This is a genomic window from Exiguobacterium mexicanum (assembly GCF_005960665.1).
Lineage (GTDB): Bacteria > Bacillota > Bacilli > Exiguobacteriales > Exiguobacteriaceae > Exiguobacterium > Exiguobacterium mexicanum_A.
Genome location: NZ_CP040676.1, coordinates 954,596 through 971,483, shown reverse-complemented (window position 1 = coordinate 971,483; position 16,888 = coordinate 954,596). Strand labels below are relative to the sequence as shown.

At 53.1% G+C, this 16,888-nt stretch carries 16 protein-coding genes; 6 read left to right on the top strand and 10 right to left on the bottom strand.

Annotated features, from left to right (window positions below; all coding sequences use genetic code 11):
- Positions 1-3: 3 nt before the first annotated feature.
- On the bottom strand, positions 4-1,827 hold the full coding sequence (gene lepA, locus FED52_RS05385; protein ID WP_034778150.1) for a translation elongation factor 4: 1,824 nt from the start codon (positions 1,825-1,827) through the stop codon (positions 4-6).
- Positions 1,828-2,046: 219 nt separating this feature from the next.
- On the opposite strand from lepA, the gene rpsT reads away from it, so the two are divergent.
- On the top strand, positions 2,047-2,307 hold the full coding sequence (rpsT, locus tag FED52_RS05380) for a 30S ribosomal protein S20 (protein ID WP_034778152.1): 261 nt from the start codon (positions 2,047-2,049) through the stop codon (positions 2,305-2,307).
- A gap of 30 nt (positions 2,308-2,337) precedes the next feature.
- Here rpsT and FED52_RS05375 read toward each other — a convergent pair whose 3' ends face one another.
- A complete protein-coding gene (locus tag FED52_RS05375; RefSeq protein ID WP_034778154.1) occupies positions 2,338-2,772 on the bottom strand; it encodes a GNAT family N-acetyltransferase in 435 nt (144 codons plus the stop codon).
- Positions 2,773-2,781: 9 nt separating this feature from the next.
- On the bottom strand, positions 2,782-3,792 hold the full coding sequence (gene holA, locus FED52_RS05370) for a DNA polymerase III subunit delta (RefSeq protein ID WP_240731338.1): 1,011 nt from the start codon (positions 3,790-3,792) through the stop codon (positions 2,782-2,784).
- Positions 3,793-3,882: 90 nt separating this feature from the next.
- On the opposite strand from holA, the gene FED52_RS05365 reads away from it, so the two are divergent.
- The gene (locus FED52_RS05365) at positions 3,883-4,047 is read left to right on the top strand and encodes a YqzM family protein (protein ID WP_016508105.1); all 165 of its coding nucleotides are present in this window, start codon (positions 3,883-3,885) and stop codon (positions 4,045-4,047) included.
- 49 nt (positions 4,048-4,096) lie between these two features.
- On the opposite strand, the gene FED52_RS05360 is transcribed toward FED52_RS05365, so the two are convergent.
- The 7 genes from FED52_RS05360 to FED52_RS05330 all read right to left on the bottom strand — a co-directional run bounded on the left by FED52_RS05360 (position 4,097) and on the right by FED52_RS05330 (position 12,155).
- The gene (locus tag FED52_RS05360) at positions 4,097-6,238 is read right to left on the bottom strand and encodes a ComEC/Rec2 family competence protein (protein WP_138859209.1); all 2,142 of its coding nucleotides are present in this window, start codon (positions 6,236-6,238) and stop codon (positions 4,097-4,099) included.
- Position 6,239: 1 nt separating this feature from the next.
- The gene (locus FED52_RS05355; RefSeq protein ID WP_034778163.1) at positions 6,240-6,809 is read right to left on the bottom strand and encodes a helix-hairpin-helix domain-containing protein; all 570 of its coding nucleotides are present in this window, start codon (positions 6,807-6,809) and stop codon (positions 6,240-6,242) included.
- Positions 6,810-6,964: 155 nt separating this feature from the next.
- Entirely contained in the window at positions 6,965-8,608 is a 1,644-nt protein-coding gene (locus tag FED52_RS05350; protein ID WP_138859208.1) for a methyl-accepting chemotaxis protein, read from the bottom strand.
- The gene (locus tag FED52_RS05345) at positions 8,605-9,576 is read right to left on the bottom strand and encodes a BMP family lipoprotein (protein ID WP_034778167.1); all 972 of its coding nucleotides are present in this window, start codon (positions 9,574-9,576) and stop codon (positions 8,605-8,607) included. The genes FED52_RS05350 and FED52_RS05345 overlap by 4 nt, the downstream gene beginning before the upstream one ends.
- A gap of 138 nt (positions 9,577-9,714) precedes the next feature.
- The gene (locus tag FED52_RS05340; RefSeq protein ID WP_034778170.1) at positions 9,715-11,229 is read right to left on the bottom strand and encodes a flotillin lipid rafts scaffold protein FloT; all 1,515 of its coding nucleotides are present in this window, start codon (positions 11,227-11,229) and stop codon (positions 9,715-9,717) included.
- A 3-nt stretch (positions 11,230-11,232) separates the two neighbouring features.
- The gene (locus tag FED52_RS05335) at positions 11,233-11,754 is read right to left on the bottom strand and encodes an NfeD family protein (protein WP_034778172.1); all 522 of its coding nucleotides are present in this window, start codon (positions 11,752-11,754) and stop codon (positions 11,233-11,235) included.
- Positions 11,754-12,155, bottom strand: coding sequence for a hypothetical protein (locus tag FED52_RS05330; RefSeq protein WP_034778175.1), 402 nt, complete (start codon positions 12,153-12,155; stop codon positions 11,754-11,756). Before FED52_RS05330 ends, FED52_RS05335 begins: the two co-directional genes overlap by 1 nt.
- Positions 12,156-12,278: 123 nt before the next feature.
- On the opposite strand from FED52_RS05330, the gene rnhC reads away from it, so the two are divergent.
- The 4 genes from rnhC (at position 12,279) to FED52_RS05310 (ending at position 16,887) form a co-directional block, all read left to right on the top strand.
- Positions 12,279-13,190, top strand: a complete 912-nt coding sequence (rnhC, locus tag FED52_RS05325; protein ID WP_138859207.1) for a ribonuclease HIII — start codon at positions 12,279-12,281, stop codon at positions 13,188-13,190.
- Positions 13,191-13,262: 72 nt separating this feature from the next.
- Positions 13,263-14,075, top strand: coding sequence for an alpha/beta fold hydrolase (locus FED52_RS05320; RefSeq protein ID WP_138859206.1), 813 nt, complete (start codon positions 13,263-13,265; stop codon positions 14,073-14,075).
- A 113-nt stretch (positions 14,076-14,188) separates the two neighbouring features.
- Positions 14,189-15,516 (top strand): IS3 family transposase gene (locus FED52_RS05315; RefSeq protein WP_138858667.1). Its coding sequence is split into 2 segments (ribosomal slippage): positions 14,189-14,588 and positions 14,588-15,516, totalling 1,329 coding nucleotides; the frame shifts between segments, so codons are not numbered across the junction.
- A gap of 348 nt (positions 15,517-15,864) precedes the next feature.
- Entirely contained in the window at positions 15,865-16,887 is a 1,023-nt protein-coding gene (locus tag FED52_RS05310) for a PTS sugar transporter subunit IIC (protein WP_034778182.1), read from the top strand.
- Position 16,888: the final 1 nt, after the last annotated feature.

Here is a 16,888-nt window from a genome sequence, read left to right as displayed (position 1 = left end):
CGATTATTCTTCGTCCATCGACAAGACGGACATGAACGCTTCTTGCGGCACTTCGACAGAACCAACCATCTTCATGCGCTTTTTACCTTCTTTTTGTTTCTCGAGCAATTTACGTTTCCGTGAGATATCGCCGCCGTAACATTTGGCGAGGACGTTTTTACGGAGCGCCTTGATCGTCGAACGGGCCACGATCTTCGTTCCGACCGCTGCCTGAATCGGCACTTCGAACTGCATACGTGGAATGAGCGCCTTCAATTTCTCAACGATGACCTTCCCACGTTCGTAGGCGAAATCGCGGTGCACGATGAAGCTGAGCGCATCGACAAGTTCGTTGTTGAGGAGGATATCCATCTTGACGAGGCGTGACGGACGATAACCAATCAAGTCGTAATCAAGCGACGCATATCCTTTCGTGCTCGACTTCAACTGGTCGAAGAAGTCATAGACGATTTCACTGAGCGGGATGTCGTACGTGATTTTGACACGCGTCGTATCGATATACTGCATGTCGATGAAACTGCCGCGCTTCTTCTGACAAAGTTCCATGATGGCGCCGACATAGTCGTTCGGTGTCATGATGGCCGCTTTGACGTAAGGCTCTTCAATCGACTCGACTTTTTGTTGTTCCGGCATTTTCGACGGGTTATCGACATGGATGACGTCGCCGGCCGTCGTTGTGACGTGATAGATAACCGATGGCGCCGTCGTGATCAAGTCGATCCCGAACTCACGCTCGATTCGCTCTTGAATGATTTCCATGTGAAGCATGCCGAGGAATCCGCTGCGGAATCCGAAACCAAGTGCTTGTGACGTCTCCGGCTCGAATTCGAGCGCCGCATCCGATAACTGAAGCCGCTCGAGCGCTTCACGTAAATCGTTATATTTGGCGGCATCGATCGGATACAGACCACAGTACACCATCGGGTTCATTTTCCGGTAGCCCGGGAGCTGTTCCGTCGATGGATTTTTAGCGAGCGTGATCGTATCACCGACGCGGACGTCGCCGACCGTCTTGATTGACGCCGATAACGTACCGACATCACCGACGTTCAGTTCCTTCACCGAGACCGGTTTCGGTGTCGAGACGCCGAGATCCGTCACGTCGAACGATTTGCCGGTCGACATCATTTGGACTTTGTCCCCGACTTTGACCGAACCGTTGACGATTCGGATCGAGGCGACGACGCCACGATAGGCGTCATAATACGAGTCGAAGATAAGTGCTTGGAGCGGTGCCGACGGGTCACCGGTCGGTGGTGGAACGAGTTCGACGACTTGCTCGAGAATCTCTTCAATCCCGATTCCCGCCTTGGCAGAAGCCGGCACAGCGTCACTAGCGTCAAGTCCGATCACATCCTCAATTTCTTGACGGACGCGTTCGACGTCAGCCGATGGCAAGTCGATCTTGTTGATGACCGGGATGATTTCAAGGTCGTTATCAAGCGCGAGATAAACGTTCGCGAGTGTCTGAGCTTCAATCCCTTGAGCCGCATCGACGACAAGGACCGCCCCTTCACAGGCTGCGAGCGAACGCGACACTTCATATGTGAAGTCGACGTGTCCCGGTGTATCGATCAAGTGAAGAATATACTCTTCACCGTCTTTTGCGGTATAGTTCAATTTAACGGCGTTCAATTTGATTGTGATCCCACGTTCCCGTTCGAGATCCATCGCATCAAGCGTCTGTTCTTTCATTTCACGCGCTGTGAGCGCACCAGTTCTCTCGAGAATCCGGTCAGCGAGTGTCGACTTCCCATGGTCGATGTGGGCGATGATGGAAAAGTTCCGTATTCTCTTCTGACGATTCTCTAATTCTTGTTTGTTCATATATGGGTTCACCTATCCTTCTCATGCATACCGTGTCATTATATCAAAATCCTAAGTTAATGTGTACGACCTACTACAACAATACCACATATAGTTTTCAGAATAATCATCAAGTGGTTGCTTTTCGAATAACCGTTTGCTACAATTGTGCTTGTTCTGTTGAATGATTACTTGAAGTAATGAGAACATACACTTTCTTGTTTCAGGAGGTGAAATAACATGGCAAATATCAAATCAGCAATCAAACGTGCAAAAACTTCTGAAAAGCGTCGCGTAGCGAACTCGCAAGAGAAAGCAGCAATGCGTACAGCAGTAAAACGTGTTGATACTCTCGTTGTAGAAGGTAACAAAGAAGCGGCTCAAGAAGCTTTCGTCCTCGCTACGAAGAAAATCGACAAGGCTGCAGCAAAAGGTCTAATCCACCAAAACAAAGCAGGTCGTGACAAATCACGTCTCGCAGCTCGCATCGCAGCTCTCTAATTAGAGACTAAAACGAAACAGCCGCCTCCATTAGGAGCCGGCTGTTTTTTCGTATTTCATCACATAATGGGGTCCAATCCCTGGAATGTCGAACGCGTCACCGACCGTCACCAATCCGTTCCGTTCATAGAACCGGACGGCGATCGCTCGAGCGTTGCACCACCACGAATCACTGACCGCTTCATGCAACGCCTGTAAAAAGGACGAGCCAATTCCTTGGCCAGCAAATGCCGGGTCCGTTGCCATCCCTCTGAGCTGATACGGCACCGTCTGGCCGTCGAAGTCACGCCCCACTTCCATCACGGTCGCAATCGACACGACACGACCGTCTTCGACCCAGGCATAGTGGCGTGTCGTCTCGGCGTCATCCCCTTCAAAATAACATGTCTCGACTGCCTGTCCCGGCCGTAACACTTCATGCCGGAGCGGAATCACGTCCACGAGTCTCACTTCCTGTAATCCCATGTCTTCACCTCACAGTAACGTTAATTGGCAGACGAGTGTGTCAAAGACGATTTGCTTGTCGCCCCGTCCCGTCTTCATCGCCTCGTCCGCATCGGCAATCATCGTCAGCGCCCGGGCGAGCTGGGCCTCTGAGAAATTCCGGCTCGCTTGTGAGGCGAGTTTTACCGTATATGGATGCGCCCCGATTTTCGAGGCGATCTGCTTCTCGCCATAACCTTTCTCCGTCAACTGTTTGGCCAGATACATATTCCGGTACTGCCGGGCGAGGAGCGACAACAGACCGATCAATTCCTGCCCCTGTTTCTCCAAGTCCCGTACAAGCCGAAGCGCAGCATCCGCACGTCGGGCCACTAAAAACTCGGATAGCTGGAATACGTTATCCTCGAGCGTCCGCGGGACCAAGTCGTTGACGATCTCCATCGGGATGTCGGCGCCTTCACTCGCATAGAGTTGTAATTTCTCAAGCTCGCGCACGAGTTTTCCCCAATCGTCCTGACAGAGGAACAACAGACGCTCGACGGTCGCCCGCTCCATCTTTTGACCACGACGATTCAATTCGTCGCCGACGTAACGCATTAATTCGGATTGGCTCGGTTTTTTCGCTTCGAGGACGATGGCCCGTTCTTTCAGGCGTTTGACAACTTTTTTTCGTTCATCGAGTTTTTCCGCTTCAATGACAAAGACGAGCACAGAGTAAGGCGCCGGTTGTAAGACGTAATCCGTCAAGCGCTCGACGTTTTGTTTCTGCTTTTCTTTCGCCCCCGTCAAAAACTGGGCATGTTTGACGATGACGGTCCGATACTCACTGAAAAAAGGTACCGTCTCCGCTTCATCAAGCGCCGTATCGAGTGACGTCTCGTGCAAGTCGAGCTGCATGACATCAAATTGATCACCAGACGGGTTGGCGGCTTTAATGATCGACCGTTCCCACGTCTCTAGTAAATATTTCTCTGTCCCAAATAGGACATACACGTTCGACAACTTTCCGTTATGCAGCCACGGTTCATTCAAAACACACACCACTTTCACAATTTATTCTTATCTAAACATAGATTATCCTTCACTGATTCGCTATACTTAGGACGGAACCATTTCAAGGAGGGACTCACTATGCATATTAACTCTGTTCGCCCACAAAGCGAAAACCCGTTCGAGAACGACGTGCAGTGCAAACGTAACGATGCCATCGATTCAGCAATCGGCTTCATCGTCCCGTTCGGCTTTTTCTTCACCATCTTCGCGATCGGTGTCCTCATCAAGTTCTTGAGCTTATAAGTCAGTCAGAAAGCGATTGCCCCGGGGGAGCAATCGCTTTTTTAGTTTATCATAGATTTCTTGGAGTGACCCCCCTCGTTACGATCCCGCGACAGCGATTTCGTTCACAGACGACCATCCCGTCCTCGTCCGTCCGCAATAACCGTCTTCCTTCGATTCGCTCTAACGTGTCGGGGTGGGGGTGACCGTAGCGATTGTTCGCCCCGACGCTGACGACAATCCATTCCGGATCGACCCGCTCAATCAACTCACGACTCGAGGATGAGTCCGCCCCGTGATGTCCGAGCTTGAATACATCGACGTCGACGGTCGGGATCATCCCTTCCCGTGTGTCCGGTAAGTCTCCGGTCAATAAATAAGTGAGGTCCCCGACTTTCATGAACAGTGACACCGAGTTCGCATTCTCATCCTCTCCTGACTCGTCCGGGGCGACGACCCACATCCACGGGTACGGCCTGTCCCCGCTCGACAGGAGCCGGACCGGGACCTGATAAGCCGCCAGCTCGGCCAGTAACTCGTCTCGTTTGCCTTGATCCGCTACTTCCGCCGAGAGCCACACCTCATCGACTTCGATGGACGAGAGCAAACCGGACAGTCCGCCGACATGATCATGATCGGCATGGGTAAGCAGCAAGAAATCGAGACGCGTCTCCCCTCGCTTCCATATGTACGGGGCGACGACATCCGCTCCCGGATCATACGTGGACCGTTTCGATTCCTTCGGGTCTTGAAACACTCCGCCGACATCGATGACCCCGGTCACATCGCCATACTCGACGACGATGGCATCGCCCTGCCCGACATCTAGAAACGTGACGCGTGGCTGTTCGGTCCATTCCAACGAGACGTGAAGGAAGAAAAGGGAACTGACGGCCAGCGCCCAGCCCGTCCAGCGCTTCCATTCGAGTAAGATCAACCCACCCCACAGCACGGCAGCGAGCGTTACAGCGTGCCAAAACGTGAACTCGTGCAACGGGAGCCACGGCTGCCAGTCATGGTGCAGTTGGAACGTCCCGTTCAACCCGTCGAGGACCGGATAGAGGAGTGGTTCGGCCGTCGGTACGAGGTACGAGAGCAGTGTGATCGGAATGATGAACCAAGAGATCAACAGCCCGACGAGCACGTTATATACCGGTGCCAACATCGATAAAATTGGTTGCACGGGCCATAGGAAGATGAGACCGAACCATTGCGCATAGATGGCCAATCCGAACGGCCCCTTCCAAATCGACCGGGTCACGAGCAAAAATAGCGTCATCGCGACCGTCAATTGAAACCCTAGATTCCAGAACAGATAAGGTTGCACGGCGAGTAGCATCGCGGCACACCAACTCAGTAACCGAATCGGGTCACGGACACGGTAGCCGAACAGCGACAACCCGAGCAACAGATCGGCGACGAGAACGGCCCGTGCGACCGGTGGCGAAAACCCGGTCAGCCAGCCGAACAGCGTGACCGCGGCGATGATGAGTTGCGTCTTCGTCTCCTGACGAAACGGCAAACCGCGCATCAGCCAACGGAACGCCAAAACGAGGAGCGCGATATGTGACCCGGAGATGACGAGCAGATGAAGCAGACCCGTGACCCGGTAAGAGAACGAGGTGTCCTCATCGAGCAATCGGCTCTCCCCAAACAATAACGCCTCCATGTATAGCGCCACATCTGGTCGATACGTTGCCTCGATTCTCGCGAGCTGCCGTTCTTTCCAGCGGAGCATCCGCCCAGCTATCCCGTCACTCGGACGACACGCCTCGATGGCGACGTCACTCCCTTTGAACGTCAGACCGGCTCCGAGCGCCCACGCCGACTCATTGAATCCGCCCGTATTACGCAGCGGTGCGAACGGGATGTGCGTGAACGTGACGAGGCACGTCTCTCCGGGACGACCGAGTGCGAGGTCACGACCGGTCAACACACCTTCCGTCCCGTCGATTTGTCCATACAGCCGCGCTGATAGTCCGTTGTCCCGTCGGCTCTCGATGGCGAACAGATAGGGCCCCTCCTCCGGCAACGGTTCGGCGTCAGGACGTACGAACACGAACAGGACGAGCAGGACGGCGCCGATATGCGCATAGACGGATTGACCGCGACAGGTGAACGCGATGGCGACAGTCAACAGGAGGCAGAGGGCGACCGACCCGTACATCCCGGCAATCAATAGGCTGATCGGCAATAGTGGATACAGCGGCATGTCACGGGACCAATAAATAACCTTCCATGCTTTCTAACGTCTTCTCCCCGAATCCTTTGACGTTGCCAATCTCTTCGTATGACTTGAACGGCCCATGTTGTTTCAAATGATTGAGAATCGCCTCGGCTTTGGCCGGGCCGATGCCCGGTACGGTCATCAGTTCGTCCTTCGTCGCACTGTTGACATGGACCCCGTTCGTCCCCCCGCTCGCCTCTTCAGCGGCCGGCACAACGACCGTCTCTCCTTTTTTCGGGACGCTCACTTTCGTTCCATCGACGAGCAATTGGGCCAAGTTCAATTGTTCGGGGTCGGCCTCATCCGTCAAGACAGCGAGTGACAACACGTCACCGACACGCGCACCTTGTGGCATCGTATACATGTCCGGTGCCTCGACCGCCCCGGTCACATAGACGACGATTTCGGTCGGGACGCTCGGCTCGACTTCCGGTTCGGGTGTCGCAACGAACTGTTCGACCATCGGCGTCTCCGGTTCTTTCGAATAAAACATATAGCCCACCCCGATAAACAGTCCGATCAGCAGCACGACGACATATCGTTTCCACTTCTCCATACGTCCCCTCCTCGAGCGAGTCTTTTCTATAGTATGAAGAAACGTTGTCATCTGTGCCGAGGCCGAACTCGTCGTTTTCCACGCGCCTATCGGACGAAAGCATCCGCTTCCTGTACATAGCGAGACGATAAAAAAGAGACAAGCCGAAACTTGTCTCAGTGCTCTTCAAAATGTTGGACTTGGCTCGCGAGTGCCGCGGCTTGTCCTTCTAACTCTTGCATCAAAGCGAAAATCTGATCGAAGCTCGCTTGCTGCTCTTTCATCGAGGCTGCGACTTCTTCGTTCCCCGCCGCAAGTTCCTCGGTGACACCGCTCACTTCCTCGACCCGTTTCAAGACGTTCGTCACTTCCGAACTCGACGCGACCATCTCGCGTTCAATCGTACTGACAAACGAGGCGACGTGGTCCGTGCGGTCATGGATTCGGTTGAACGCCTGCTTCGTCATTCCGAACGCCTCGAGCTGTGCCGTCTGTTCCCGACTCGACTCTTCGACCATGTCCGTCAAGCGGACGACCTCGTCCCGGATCGTCTGGACGACACCAAAGATGGAACGTGTCGCCACGTTGCTCTCCTCGGCCAATTTCTTCACTTCGCTGGCGACGACTGCAAAACCTCGTCCTGCCTCCCCTGCCCGTGCAGCCTCGATGGCCGCATTCAAGGCGAGCAAGTTCGTCTGGGCGGCGACATCTTCCACGAGCTTCGCCATTTTTTCGATTTCTTCTGTTTTCCGGGCGAAATCATCCATCCGGTTGACGAGCGATGCGTTACGTTCGCTCGAACGTGCTAAAATCGCTTCCTGGTCCGTCAACGTCTCGATGCCGGCTGCGACTTCGCGTGTCATCTCAGACGTCTGTTCGGTCGTCTGCTTCGTCTGGTTCAAACTTGTCTCGAACGAGGTCGCCATGATGCCGACCGATTCAAGTGTCTCTTGCAGTTCGGTCGCAATCGACTGGGCCCCGTTCGCCATCTCATCGACCGCATTCGTGATGTTCGATGTCGTACTGACCACGGCCTCGTTCTCAGCAGCCGCCGTCTCTGTCATATCGTTCACTTTCATCGACGTGACACGGATGGAACCGATGACCGTCTGGAGCGACATCGTCATTTCCCGCATCGCTCGTTCTAAGCGTCCGATTTCATCACGTCGCGTCGAATCCGGCAGCGTGATCAATCGTCCGGCCGCGATTGCTTCCGCCGCCTCGACATTGCGTTCGAGCGGGTGGGTGATCGAGCGGGCGAAGAAGAAGTTGTATACACTGAGTGCGACGATGACAAAGACCGTCAACAATATGGACACGAGCAGGAGACGTTTTGTCTCACTCGCCGCCTCGGCTTGTAACGCCTCGTAGAATGTTCCATTTTTCAAGAGGAGCGTATTCACATCGTTCAATACCCCTTCAAGCTTCGCCGCTTGAATCCGGGCGGCGATTCCGCCGGCCTCGGCCGCCTCGACCTCGGCTCCGATTCGCTCATACTTCATCGTCGCACGTTCGAGGTGGTTCGCAAATTCAGGAATAAGATATGTCTGTTTCAATGTCGTAAACGTCTCCGTGTTTGTCGTCCGAATCCGCTCGAGCTGCGTGAGCGTCGATTGGCTCATCTGCTCACCGAGCGAGGTCCACAGGGACTGCTCCTGCAAGAGCGACGTCTCGAGTTGGGACAACTCAATCATCTGGGTGCCGTACTGCTCGTTATAAGTTTGCAGACGATTCAACGTCGACAAGACATAACTCATCATCAAGACAATCAATAAGACCGTGAACACGGTCGAAAAGATGAACCGTTTCCGTAAGCTCATTTCAGCGTCCCCTCCATCAACTGTTTCTGAAACGCCTCGAACCGTTTTGTCTCGTCGTCATCCCATTGGACACGACGAAGAGCGGCCAAACCGACACCGCCTTGATCGATCCCGAGTTCGACGTGAGCGTTGAACGCCTTCGCTTCGACCCGATCCGCGATTTCGACGATGGCCAAATCGACTTGTTTCAACATCGACGTGATGACCGCGTCCGGTGCGATCATCGATTGGTCGCTATCGACGCCAATCGCTTTCACGCCGTTCCGTTCCGCTGCTTCTAAGACACCGACCCCTGTCAGTCCTGCAGCGGCGTACAGCACGTCTGCTCCGGCTTCAATCTGTTTCTCTGCCAACTTACGTCCGATTTCAGGCGAGGCAAAATCGTTGGCGTAATCGACGAGCATCGTTACGTCTTCATTCACGCCTTTTGCACCGAGCTCGAAGCCGGTCCCGAATTTTTGAATCAGCTCGTTGTCGACACCCCCGATGAAACCGATTTTATTCGATTCCGTCTCGAGCCCCGCGACTGCCCCGGCGAGTGCACTGCCTTCCGTCTCTTGGAACGTCACCGAGATGACGTTAGGTAACGTCGATACGGCATCAATCAACGCGAACTGTTGCTCTGGATGTTCGGCCGCCACCGCTTCAAGATCCGTCTGACATGCGAAACCAAGACCGATGATAACATCATGTCCGTCCGCGACGAGCTGTTCGAACCCCGCTTTATATGTCTCCGTCTCGGCAAGCTCGCGATAGTCGACGAACCATTTCCCTGTCTCCCGGAGTTGCCCCATGCCGCGCATCGCCGCGTCGCTGAACGATTGGTCCCCGAGACCAACATCGGACAAGACGACGCCCATCGATTGACGTGTTTCCACGGTTTGTTCCGGTTGGTCGATGACAGACTGACAACCGGGCAACCAAGTCACACATGCGGCCAACAAGCCGATGATGAGTGATTTCTTCATAATAGCTACTTCCTCTCTCTAATGGTCTGACATCTCCCTTATCGTCAGAAACTGATCGAGTTTGAAGTCTTTCCTATCAAATTTAGAGGAATCCGCACGAAACAAAAAAGCCACAGACGATTGTCTGTGGCTCTCGGCTCACTCTTCGGTCGCGGCGAACGTCGATTCGCTCAATTCGCGATTCGCGCTCGGCTGGACGTTGCCTTTCCCGGCAAAATTGTCGAGTAAATCTTTCATGTCGATTCCTGACGACGCTTTGAGCGTCTGTTGGAGCGATGCCATCAAGTCTGTAGCGTAGCCTGTGACTTTGCCGGCACCCCCATCTTTCCCGCTGCCCGTATCGACGACCGTGATCTTGTCGATATTGCCAAGCGGTGCTGCAATCTGTTTCGCGTAGTCCGGAAGCATCTTGACGACCATGTCGAGAATGGCAGCCTGTCCATACTGTTCGAACGCTTCGGCGATTTTTTGTTTCGCTTCGGCTTCGGCGAGACCCGTCAAGCGGATAATCTCGGCTTCGGCTTCCCCTTTGGCCCGTTCCGAGTCCGCTTCGGCCACACCGGCGAGACGAACGCGTTCGGCGTCAGCTTTCGCTTCCGCTTCGATACGATATTTCTCGGCATCGGCCGAGGCGATTTGACGCGCCTTGTCGGCTTCCGCTGACTGTTCGATCGCATAGCGGTCGGCGTCGGCCTTTTTCTTCACTTCTGAATCGTATTGTTTCTCACGACGCATGATTTCTTTCTCTTCGAGCTCGATTTGCTTTTGACGCTCGATGATTTGGACTTGCATCTGTTGCTCGGTGACTTCTTGTTTGGCGCGGGCTTCTTCAAGTTCATACGCTTGGTCGGCCCGGGCCTTGGCGACGTCTTGCTCACGACGATAGGCGGCGATGCGGAGCTGGTTCTCTTTCTCGGCTTCTGCGATTTCCGAAGCCCGTTCGAGTTCAGCTTTCTTCGCGTCTTTCATCGCTTCTGCTTGTTTGATGCGTGTCTCTTTGTCCGCTTCGGCCGTTGCGATATCAGCATCGCGTTTCACTTGCGCGATTCGTGGTTTCCCGAGTGATTCGAGATAGCCGTTCTTGTCACGAACATCTTTAATCGTGAACGACACGATGACGAGCCCCATTTTCGCCAAGTCTTGTGAGGCGACGCGTTGGACTTCTTGTGAGAACTTATCGCGGTTCTTATAAATCTCTTCAACTGTCATCGAACCGAGGATGGAACGGAGGTGACCTTCGAGCACTTCTTTCGCCTCGTTCTCGCGTTCGATTTTCGGTTTGCCGAGGAACTGCTCGGCCGCCGTGGCGATCTCGCTGATCGAGCCACCGATTTTGATGATGGCCGTACCGTCCGCCATGACCGGTACGCCTTGCTCGGTGTACACTTCCGGCGTCGTCACTTCAAGTTTGCTCGAAAGAAGGCTGAGCGGTTCCGCTTGCTGGAACACCGGCAAGACGAACGTTCCGCCCCCGCGGATAATCTTTACACGGTTGCCCGACGCGTCGCTATGGACGTTCTTTTTCCCTAAGTAACTGCCGGTGACGATGAGCGCCTCATCTGGTCCGACCGTGCGATACTTCAACACGAATACGAAAATCAAGGCGAGCAAAATCACCCCGACGATAATACTGGCTAATATGGCTGTGCTCATAAGTTAAAACTCCTTTCGGATTGTCGGCTCGTCATATTCCATGACGACCGCAATGTTTCGTTCGACTTCGATGATGATGACCCGTCGATCACTCGGAATCGCTTTGCCGTCCACACTTTGAGCCGTCTTTAAAATCGAACCGATGACCGATTCGACGAGTACTTCCCCGTAACCGCCTTCCGGAACGGGGACGGTCAACCGTCCGACAAGTCCAACGAGCGATTCATCGGTCATCCCGATCGATTCTTCCGCGTTCGATAACGGCAAGAGGACGAATAAGTACAGGAGCGTCGTGAGCGCGAACGATCCGACGAGTGCGACGGCGAGCCCGATCATCGGGGACACATGGGCGAGCGCGTTCAAAATGAGGCCGATGCCCGCACCGAGTGCTAAAAATGACAGGATGACCGCTGGATTGAACCAACCATCGAATAAATCAAACGCATCTGAAAATAACATGTACAAAAATGTACCGAGACCGGCGATGATGAGTACCCACCAATACAGCTGATCTAACGATTCCATTACCACTCCTCCTCGGCGCGACGCTGTCGTTCATAGGAAAGAACACGACGCAAATGTTCGACTTCGAGTGCGAGTGCTTGCTCGATCGTGTCCCATTCGGACAAAGGCCGGGTCGGTTGATCGACCACCTGCCGCACACGTCCTAACGTCTGTTCGAGACGCAAGCGGTCGTAGCGATCGACCGCTTCCGCTCGCTCTTGTCGCAATAGCGATAAAAAATGATCGACTTCCGCTTGCAGCGCAATGATTTGTTCGGTCGCCGCGGCCGACGATTCTTGCATCAGCAGGCGACGCACCCTGACTTGATGGGCGATCAGCTTCGCAATCCTAGCCTCTAGCTCGAGAATATGTTTATAGAGAGATCCCGCCTCATCTTCATCCGTGTCATCGCGCCACCACATCTCCGACTCACCTCTCTTCTTTCTTTACTCACTTGTCTATACGTTTAGAGCGAAACTTTGGTTTCAAAATATCTAAAAAAAATGTAAGATTGATTTGCTAGAGTTAGAAAGGAAGTGCTCACGTTGGGCAATCAAGTCATCAAATTGTCGACCGCGGCCCAAGAAGAACTTATCGCGAGTTATCGGGCCCACGCGGTCAATCCACCGCCCCATGCACGATTCAGTGCCAAAACACCTCAGTGTGTGATTACGGTCTACAATTCGGGTAAAGTCATGTTCCAAGGACGCGATGCCGACAGCGAGGCCGCAAAATGGGGAACGAGTATAAAGAAAGAACCAAGTGTGCCTAAAACCGTTCTACCGGAAGGCTTTTCGGACTGGTCTGTCATCGGGAGCGATGAAGTCGGAAAAGGAGATTATTTCGGACCGCTCGTCGTCGTCGCCGCCTATGTGCCGAAAGAGAAAATCGCCCTTGTCAAAGAGCTCGGGGTCAAAGACTCAAAACTGTTGTCCGATACAGAGATCGTCCGCATCGCCAAAGATTTACATGTTACCATCACCTATCAGAAAGCGACGCTGCACAATCCGGCGTATAATAAGATGCAGCGAACGATGACGCAAGGTAAAATGACGGCCATCGCTCATAATGCCGCCTTGTCGGCCTTATTACAGAAGCTCGATGCGACACCGGACGCGATTTTAATCGATCAGTTCGCTGAAAAGAACGTCTATTACAACCATTTGCGATCTGAAAAGGCGGTCGTCAAAGACGACGTCTATTTCTCGACTAAAGCGGAAGGACTGCACGTCGCCGTGGCCGCCGCCTCGATTCTCGCCCGGGCCTTGTTCTTAAAAGAAATGGACAAGTTAAGCGCGACACTCGGGGTCACGTTACCGAAAGGGGCCGGTGCCAAAGTCGATCAAGTCGCTGCCGAGTTGATCATCCGTTACGGTCAAGAACGTTTGAACGAAGTGGCGAAAGTCCACTTCGCCAACACGAAGAAAGCGATCCGTTTGAGTGAGCTGAAACGATAGTCCTCACTTCGAAGATATGGTATATTAATTTTAGGGTTTAATGAACTTAAAAATTTTTGGAGGATAGCGTTCATGTTGCATTATAAAACGTACACTTTAAGCGACGACCATCCTTGGGTCATCTTCATCCATGGCGCCGGTGGAAGTCTGTCGCATTGGTATCGTCAAATTCGGCCGTTCAAAAAAAAATATAACGTGCTCTTGCTCGATCTCCGTGGACACGGCGGCTCGTACAACGAAGAACAGTCGTTGAACCAACCGCTGAACGCATATACGCTCGACGTCGTCGTCGAAGACGTCGTCGAAGTCATGGATCATTTGAAGATTGAAAAAGGACATATGGTCGGCCTGTCGCTCGGGACAATCGTCATCCAGGCGATGTTCGAGCACCATCCGGAACGAATCGCTTCCGTCGTGCTCGGTGGGGCCATCGTCAAGTTCAACGTCCGCTCGACGTTGTTGATTCGACTTGGCAGTCTCGTGCAGAGCTTCGTGCCGTACATGTGGCTGTATCAGTTGTTCGCGTGGATCTTGCTACCAAAAAAACGTCATAAAAAATCACGGATGATGTTCGTCCGCGACGCGGCCAACCTATGCCAGCGCGAGTTCATCCGCTGGTTCAAGATGACCGAGAATATGAATCCGTTGCTTCGTCACTTCTCGTCAATCGAGACGAACGTACCGATTCTCTATATTATGGGTGATGAGGACTACATGTTCCTCGAAGCTGTCGAACGGACCGCGAAACATCAACCGACGGCTCGCGTCCAGGTCGTCTCGGACTCGGGTCACGTCGTCAACGTTGACCAACCCGATCACTTCAATTCGATCTCGATGGCGTTCATCGATCAACAAGTCGGCTCACTCGCCGCCAGCACATCTTAAAGAAAGACGGTCCTGCAAGGTAAACTGTACCCTGAGTAGTAGACACTAAAAAAAAGTCTACTGCTCAGGGTTTTTGTGTACACTGGACTAAATCATATTGGGAGTGAATTCGAGTGTCGAAGAAGATATTTACGTCAAAAGAAATAGATGCGCTAGCCGCAAATCCTTACGTTAAATCTGTGAGCCCGAAAGGGATCACGTATACCGATGAGTTTAAGGAACTTTTTATAGCACAGACGTTGGAAGGAAAGTTCCCTGTGGAAATCTTCCGGGGATGTGGATTCGATGTGGAGGTACTCGGTGAACGGCGTATGAGTTCTTGTAAAAATCGTTGGACACGAGCTTACCGAAAAGATGGGGTAATGGGGCTGCGCGATACACGATCAAGTAATTCAGGACGTTGGAGAGATAAAGAGCTGTCGACAGAAGAACGGTACGCGAAGCTCGAGGCCGAAAACAAACTGTTGAAAGCAGAGGTCGAACTATTAAAGGAGATCCGCCTGGCGGAAGGGAGAGGAAAGCTGGACTTAACGCATCGCAAAAGTATGAGCTGATTCAAGGTGTCATCATCAAGCACAAAATGAAGGGGATGGTCAGCCATCTCTGCCAGGTGGCCGGGGTGTCACGTCAGGGATACCACGCCTATTTCTCGGAACGGAGGAGACAGACCAGACAGGAGCGCGAATCGAAAGACGTGGCTCTTCGTGACCTCGTTCTGAAGGCGTTCCACTTCAAGAAGCGCAAGAAGGGTGCTAGGCAGATCAAGATGGTGCTGTCTGGTCATTTCGGTGTGACGATGAACCTGAAGTGTATCCGACGTATCATGCGGAAATACAACATCGTGTGTCCAATCCGCAAGGCGAAGCCATACAAACGGCTCATTAAGGCGACGGCCGAGCACCGGGTGGTGCCGAATCGCCTCAAACGCGAATTCAAACAGGGCACTCCCTACAAGGTGCTTCTCACCGATATCACCTACATATTTTACGGGAACGGTAAGCGAGCCTATCTTTCGACCATCGTGGACGGTTCGACCAATGAGGTACTGGCGCATCAACTCTCTGAGAACATCAATCTCGACATTGTATTGGATACGTTGAAGCGTTTACGGAAGAACCGGAGGATTCGCTTGGACAAGGACGCATTCATCCATTCAGATCAAGGAGGGCACTACACGAGCCCGACCTATCAGAAAGAGGTGAAGCGTATGAAGCTAGGTCAATCCATGTCCCGACGGGGCAACTGTTGGGATAACGCTGTCCAGGAATCATTCTTTGGACATTTCAAGGATATCGTCGAGTTAAAGGCCTGTACCACGTTCGATTCACTACAGCGTGAAATCCGAAAAACCATTAACTATTACAACCATCATCGTTATCAATGGAACATGAAAAAGATGACTCCCGTACAGTACAGGAATCATCTCCTTGAATCAGCATAAGTTTTTTTATTAATGTCCTTTACAAGGGGTACAGATTAAGGGGCCGTCTTTCTTTTTGAGTGGTTTTCAATTTTTTTCAAATGAATTTTCAGAAAATATTGATTATTGAAAAATATCATGTTACTCTTAGACAAATCTTAACAAACGGAGGAGCTGGCACTGATGAAAACCCATGCACAACACGGCCTACTGATTATTATTCGACTGAGGGACTGAAAATCGACTCGATGACCGAGACGAATTTTTGGGCCCTTGTTTCGATGGTTTCGGACGAGGCGCTCATGGTTTGACCGACGCGCCTATCCAATCTGGATAGGTTTTTTTATTGGAACGATACACATAGAGGAGATGATGGAAGTGAAACAGTACGCAATGGATCGGATGATCAAAATATCAGCAGGAATGGCAAGCGCCGTCCTTGTCACGCTCGGGGTCGGCCTCTTGATTGAAACGATTGGGAAGATGGCCGGAATCGAGACACTCGTCTTGATCGGCCAAGTCGCGAAATCGTTGCTCGCCCCGGCACTCGGTGCCGGTGTCGCCTACCAGCTCGGCGGCAATACCCTCGTTTTGTTCAGTGCGATGATTGCGGCAACCGTCGGTGGTGCGGCGCTCCAACCGACCGAGAGCGGGCTCGTGCTCGTACCTGGTCAACCGATCAGTGCTTTAATCGCGGCCGCGGCTGCGGTTTGGCTTGGTAAACGTGTCCTCGGCAAGACGAAGTTCGACATGATGGTCGTCCCGGTCACAGCCGTCCTCGGCGGCGGGATCGTCGGGGTCGGGGCAGCCGCCGTCACGACACCGCTCATCAACTCGATCAGTGCGAGCATCACCGCTTCGGTCAATACATCGCCAATCGCGACATCGCTCGTCATCGCGCTCGTCTTTAGCGTCATGCTCATGTCGCCTGCTTCATCGGCCGCACTCGCCATCGCGCTCCAGCTCGACCCGGTCGCCAGCGCCGCCGCGTTGATTGGATGTACGGCCCAGTTCGTCGGCTTCACCCTCATGGCGTATCGCCAAACGGATCCGGGCGGGTTGGTCGCCTCGTTTTTCGTCACACCGAAAGTGCAGTTCCCGAACGTCGTCAAAAACCCTCGCGTCGTCATGCCACCTTTTATCGCGGCGATGATCAGCGCTCCGATCGCGACGCTCGTCTTCTCGCTCGAGGTCCCATATGAGATCGCAGGGCTCGGCCTCAACTCGTTGATCGCCCCGCTCAACATCCTTGCCGCGCAAGGAATGGACGCGTTCCTCATCTTCGTCGGAACGGGTGTCGTCCTCCCGGCCGTCATCACGCTCCTGTTGTATAAAGTGACATGCCTCGTCGGTTGGACGAAGTTCGGCGACTTGGCTCTCGAGGTCCAGTAAA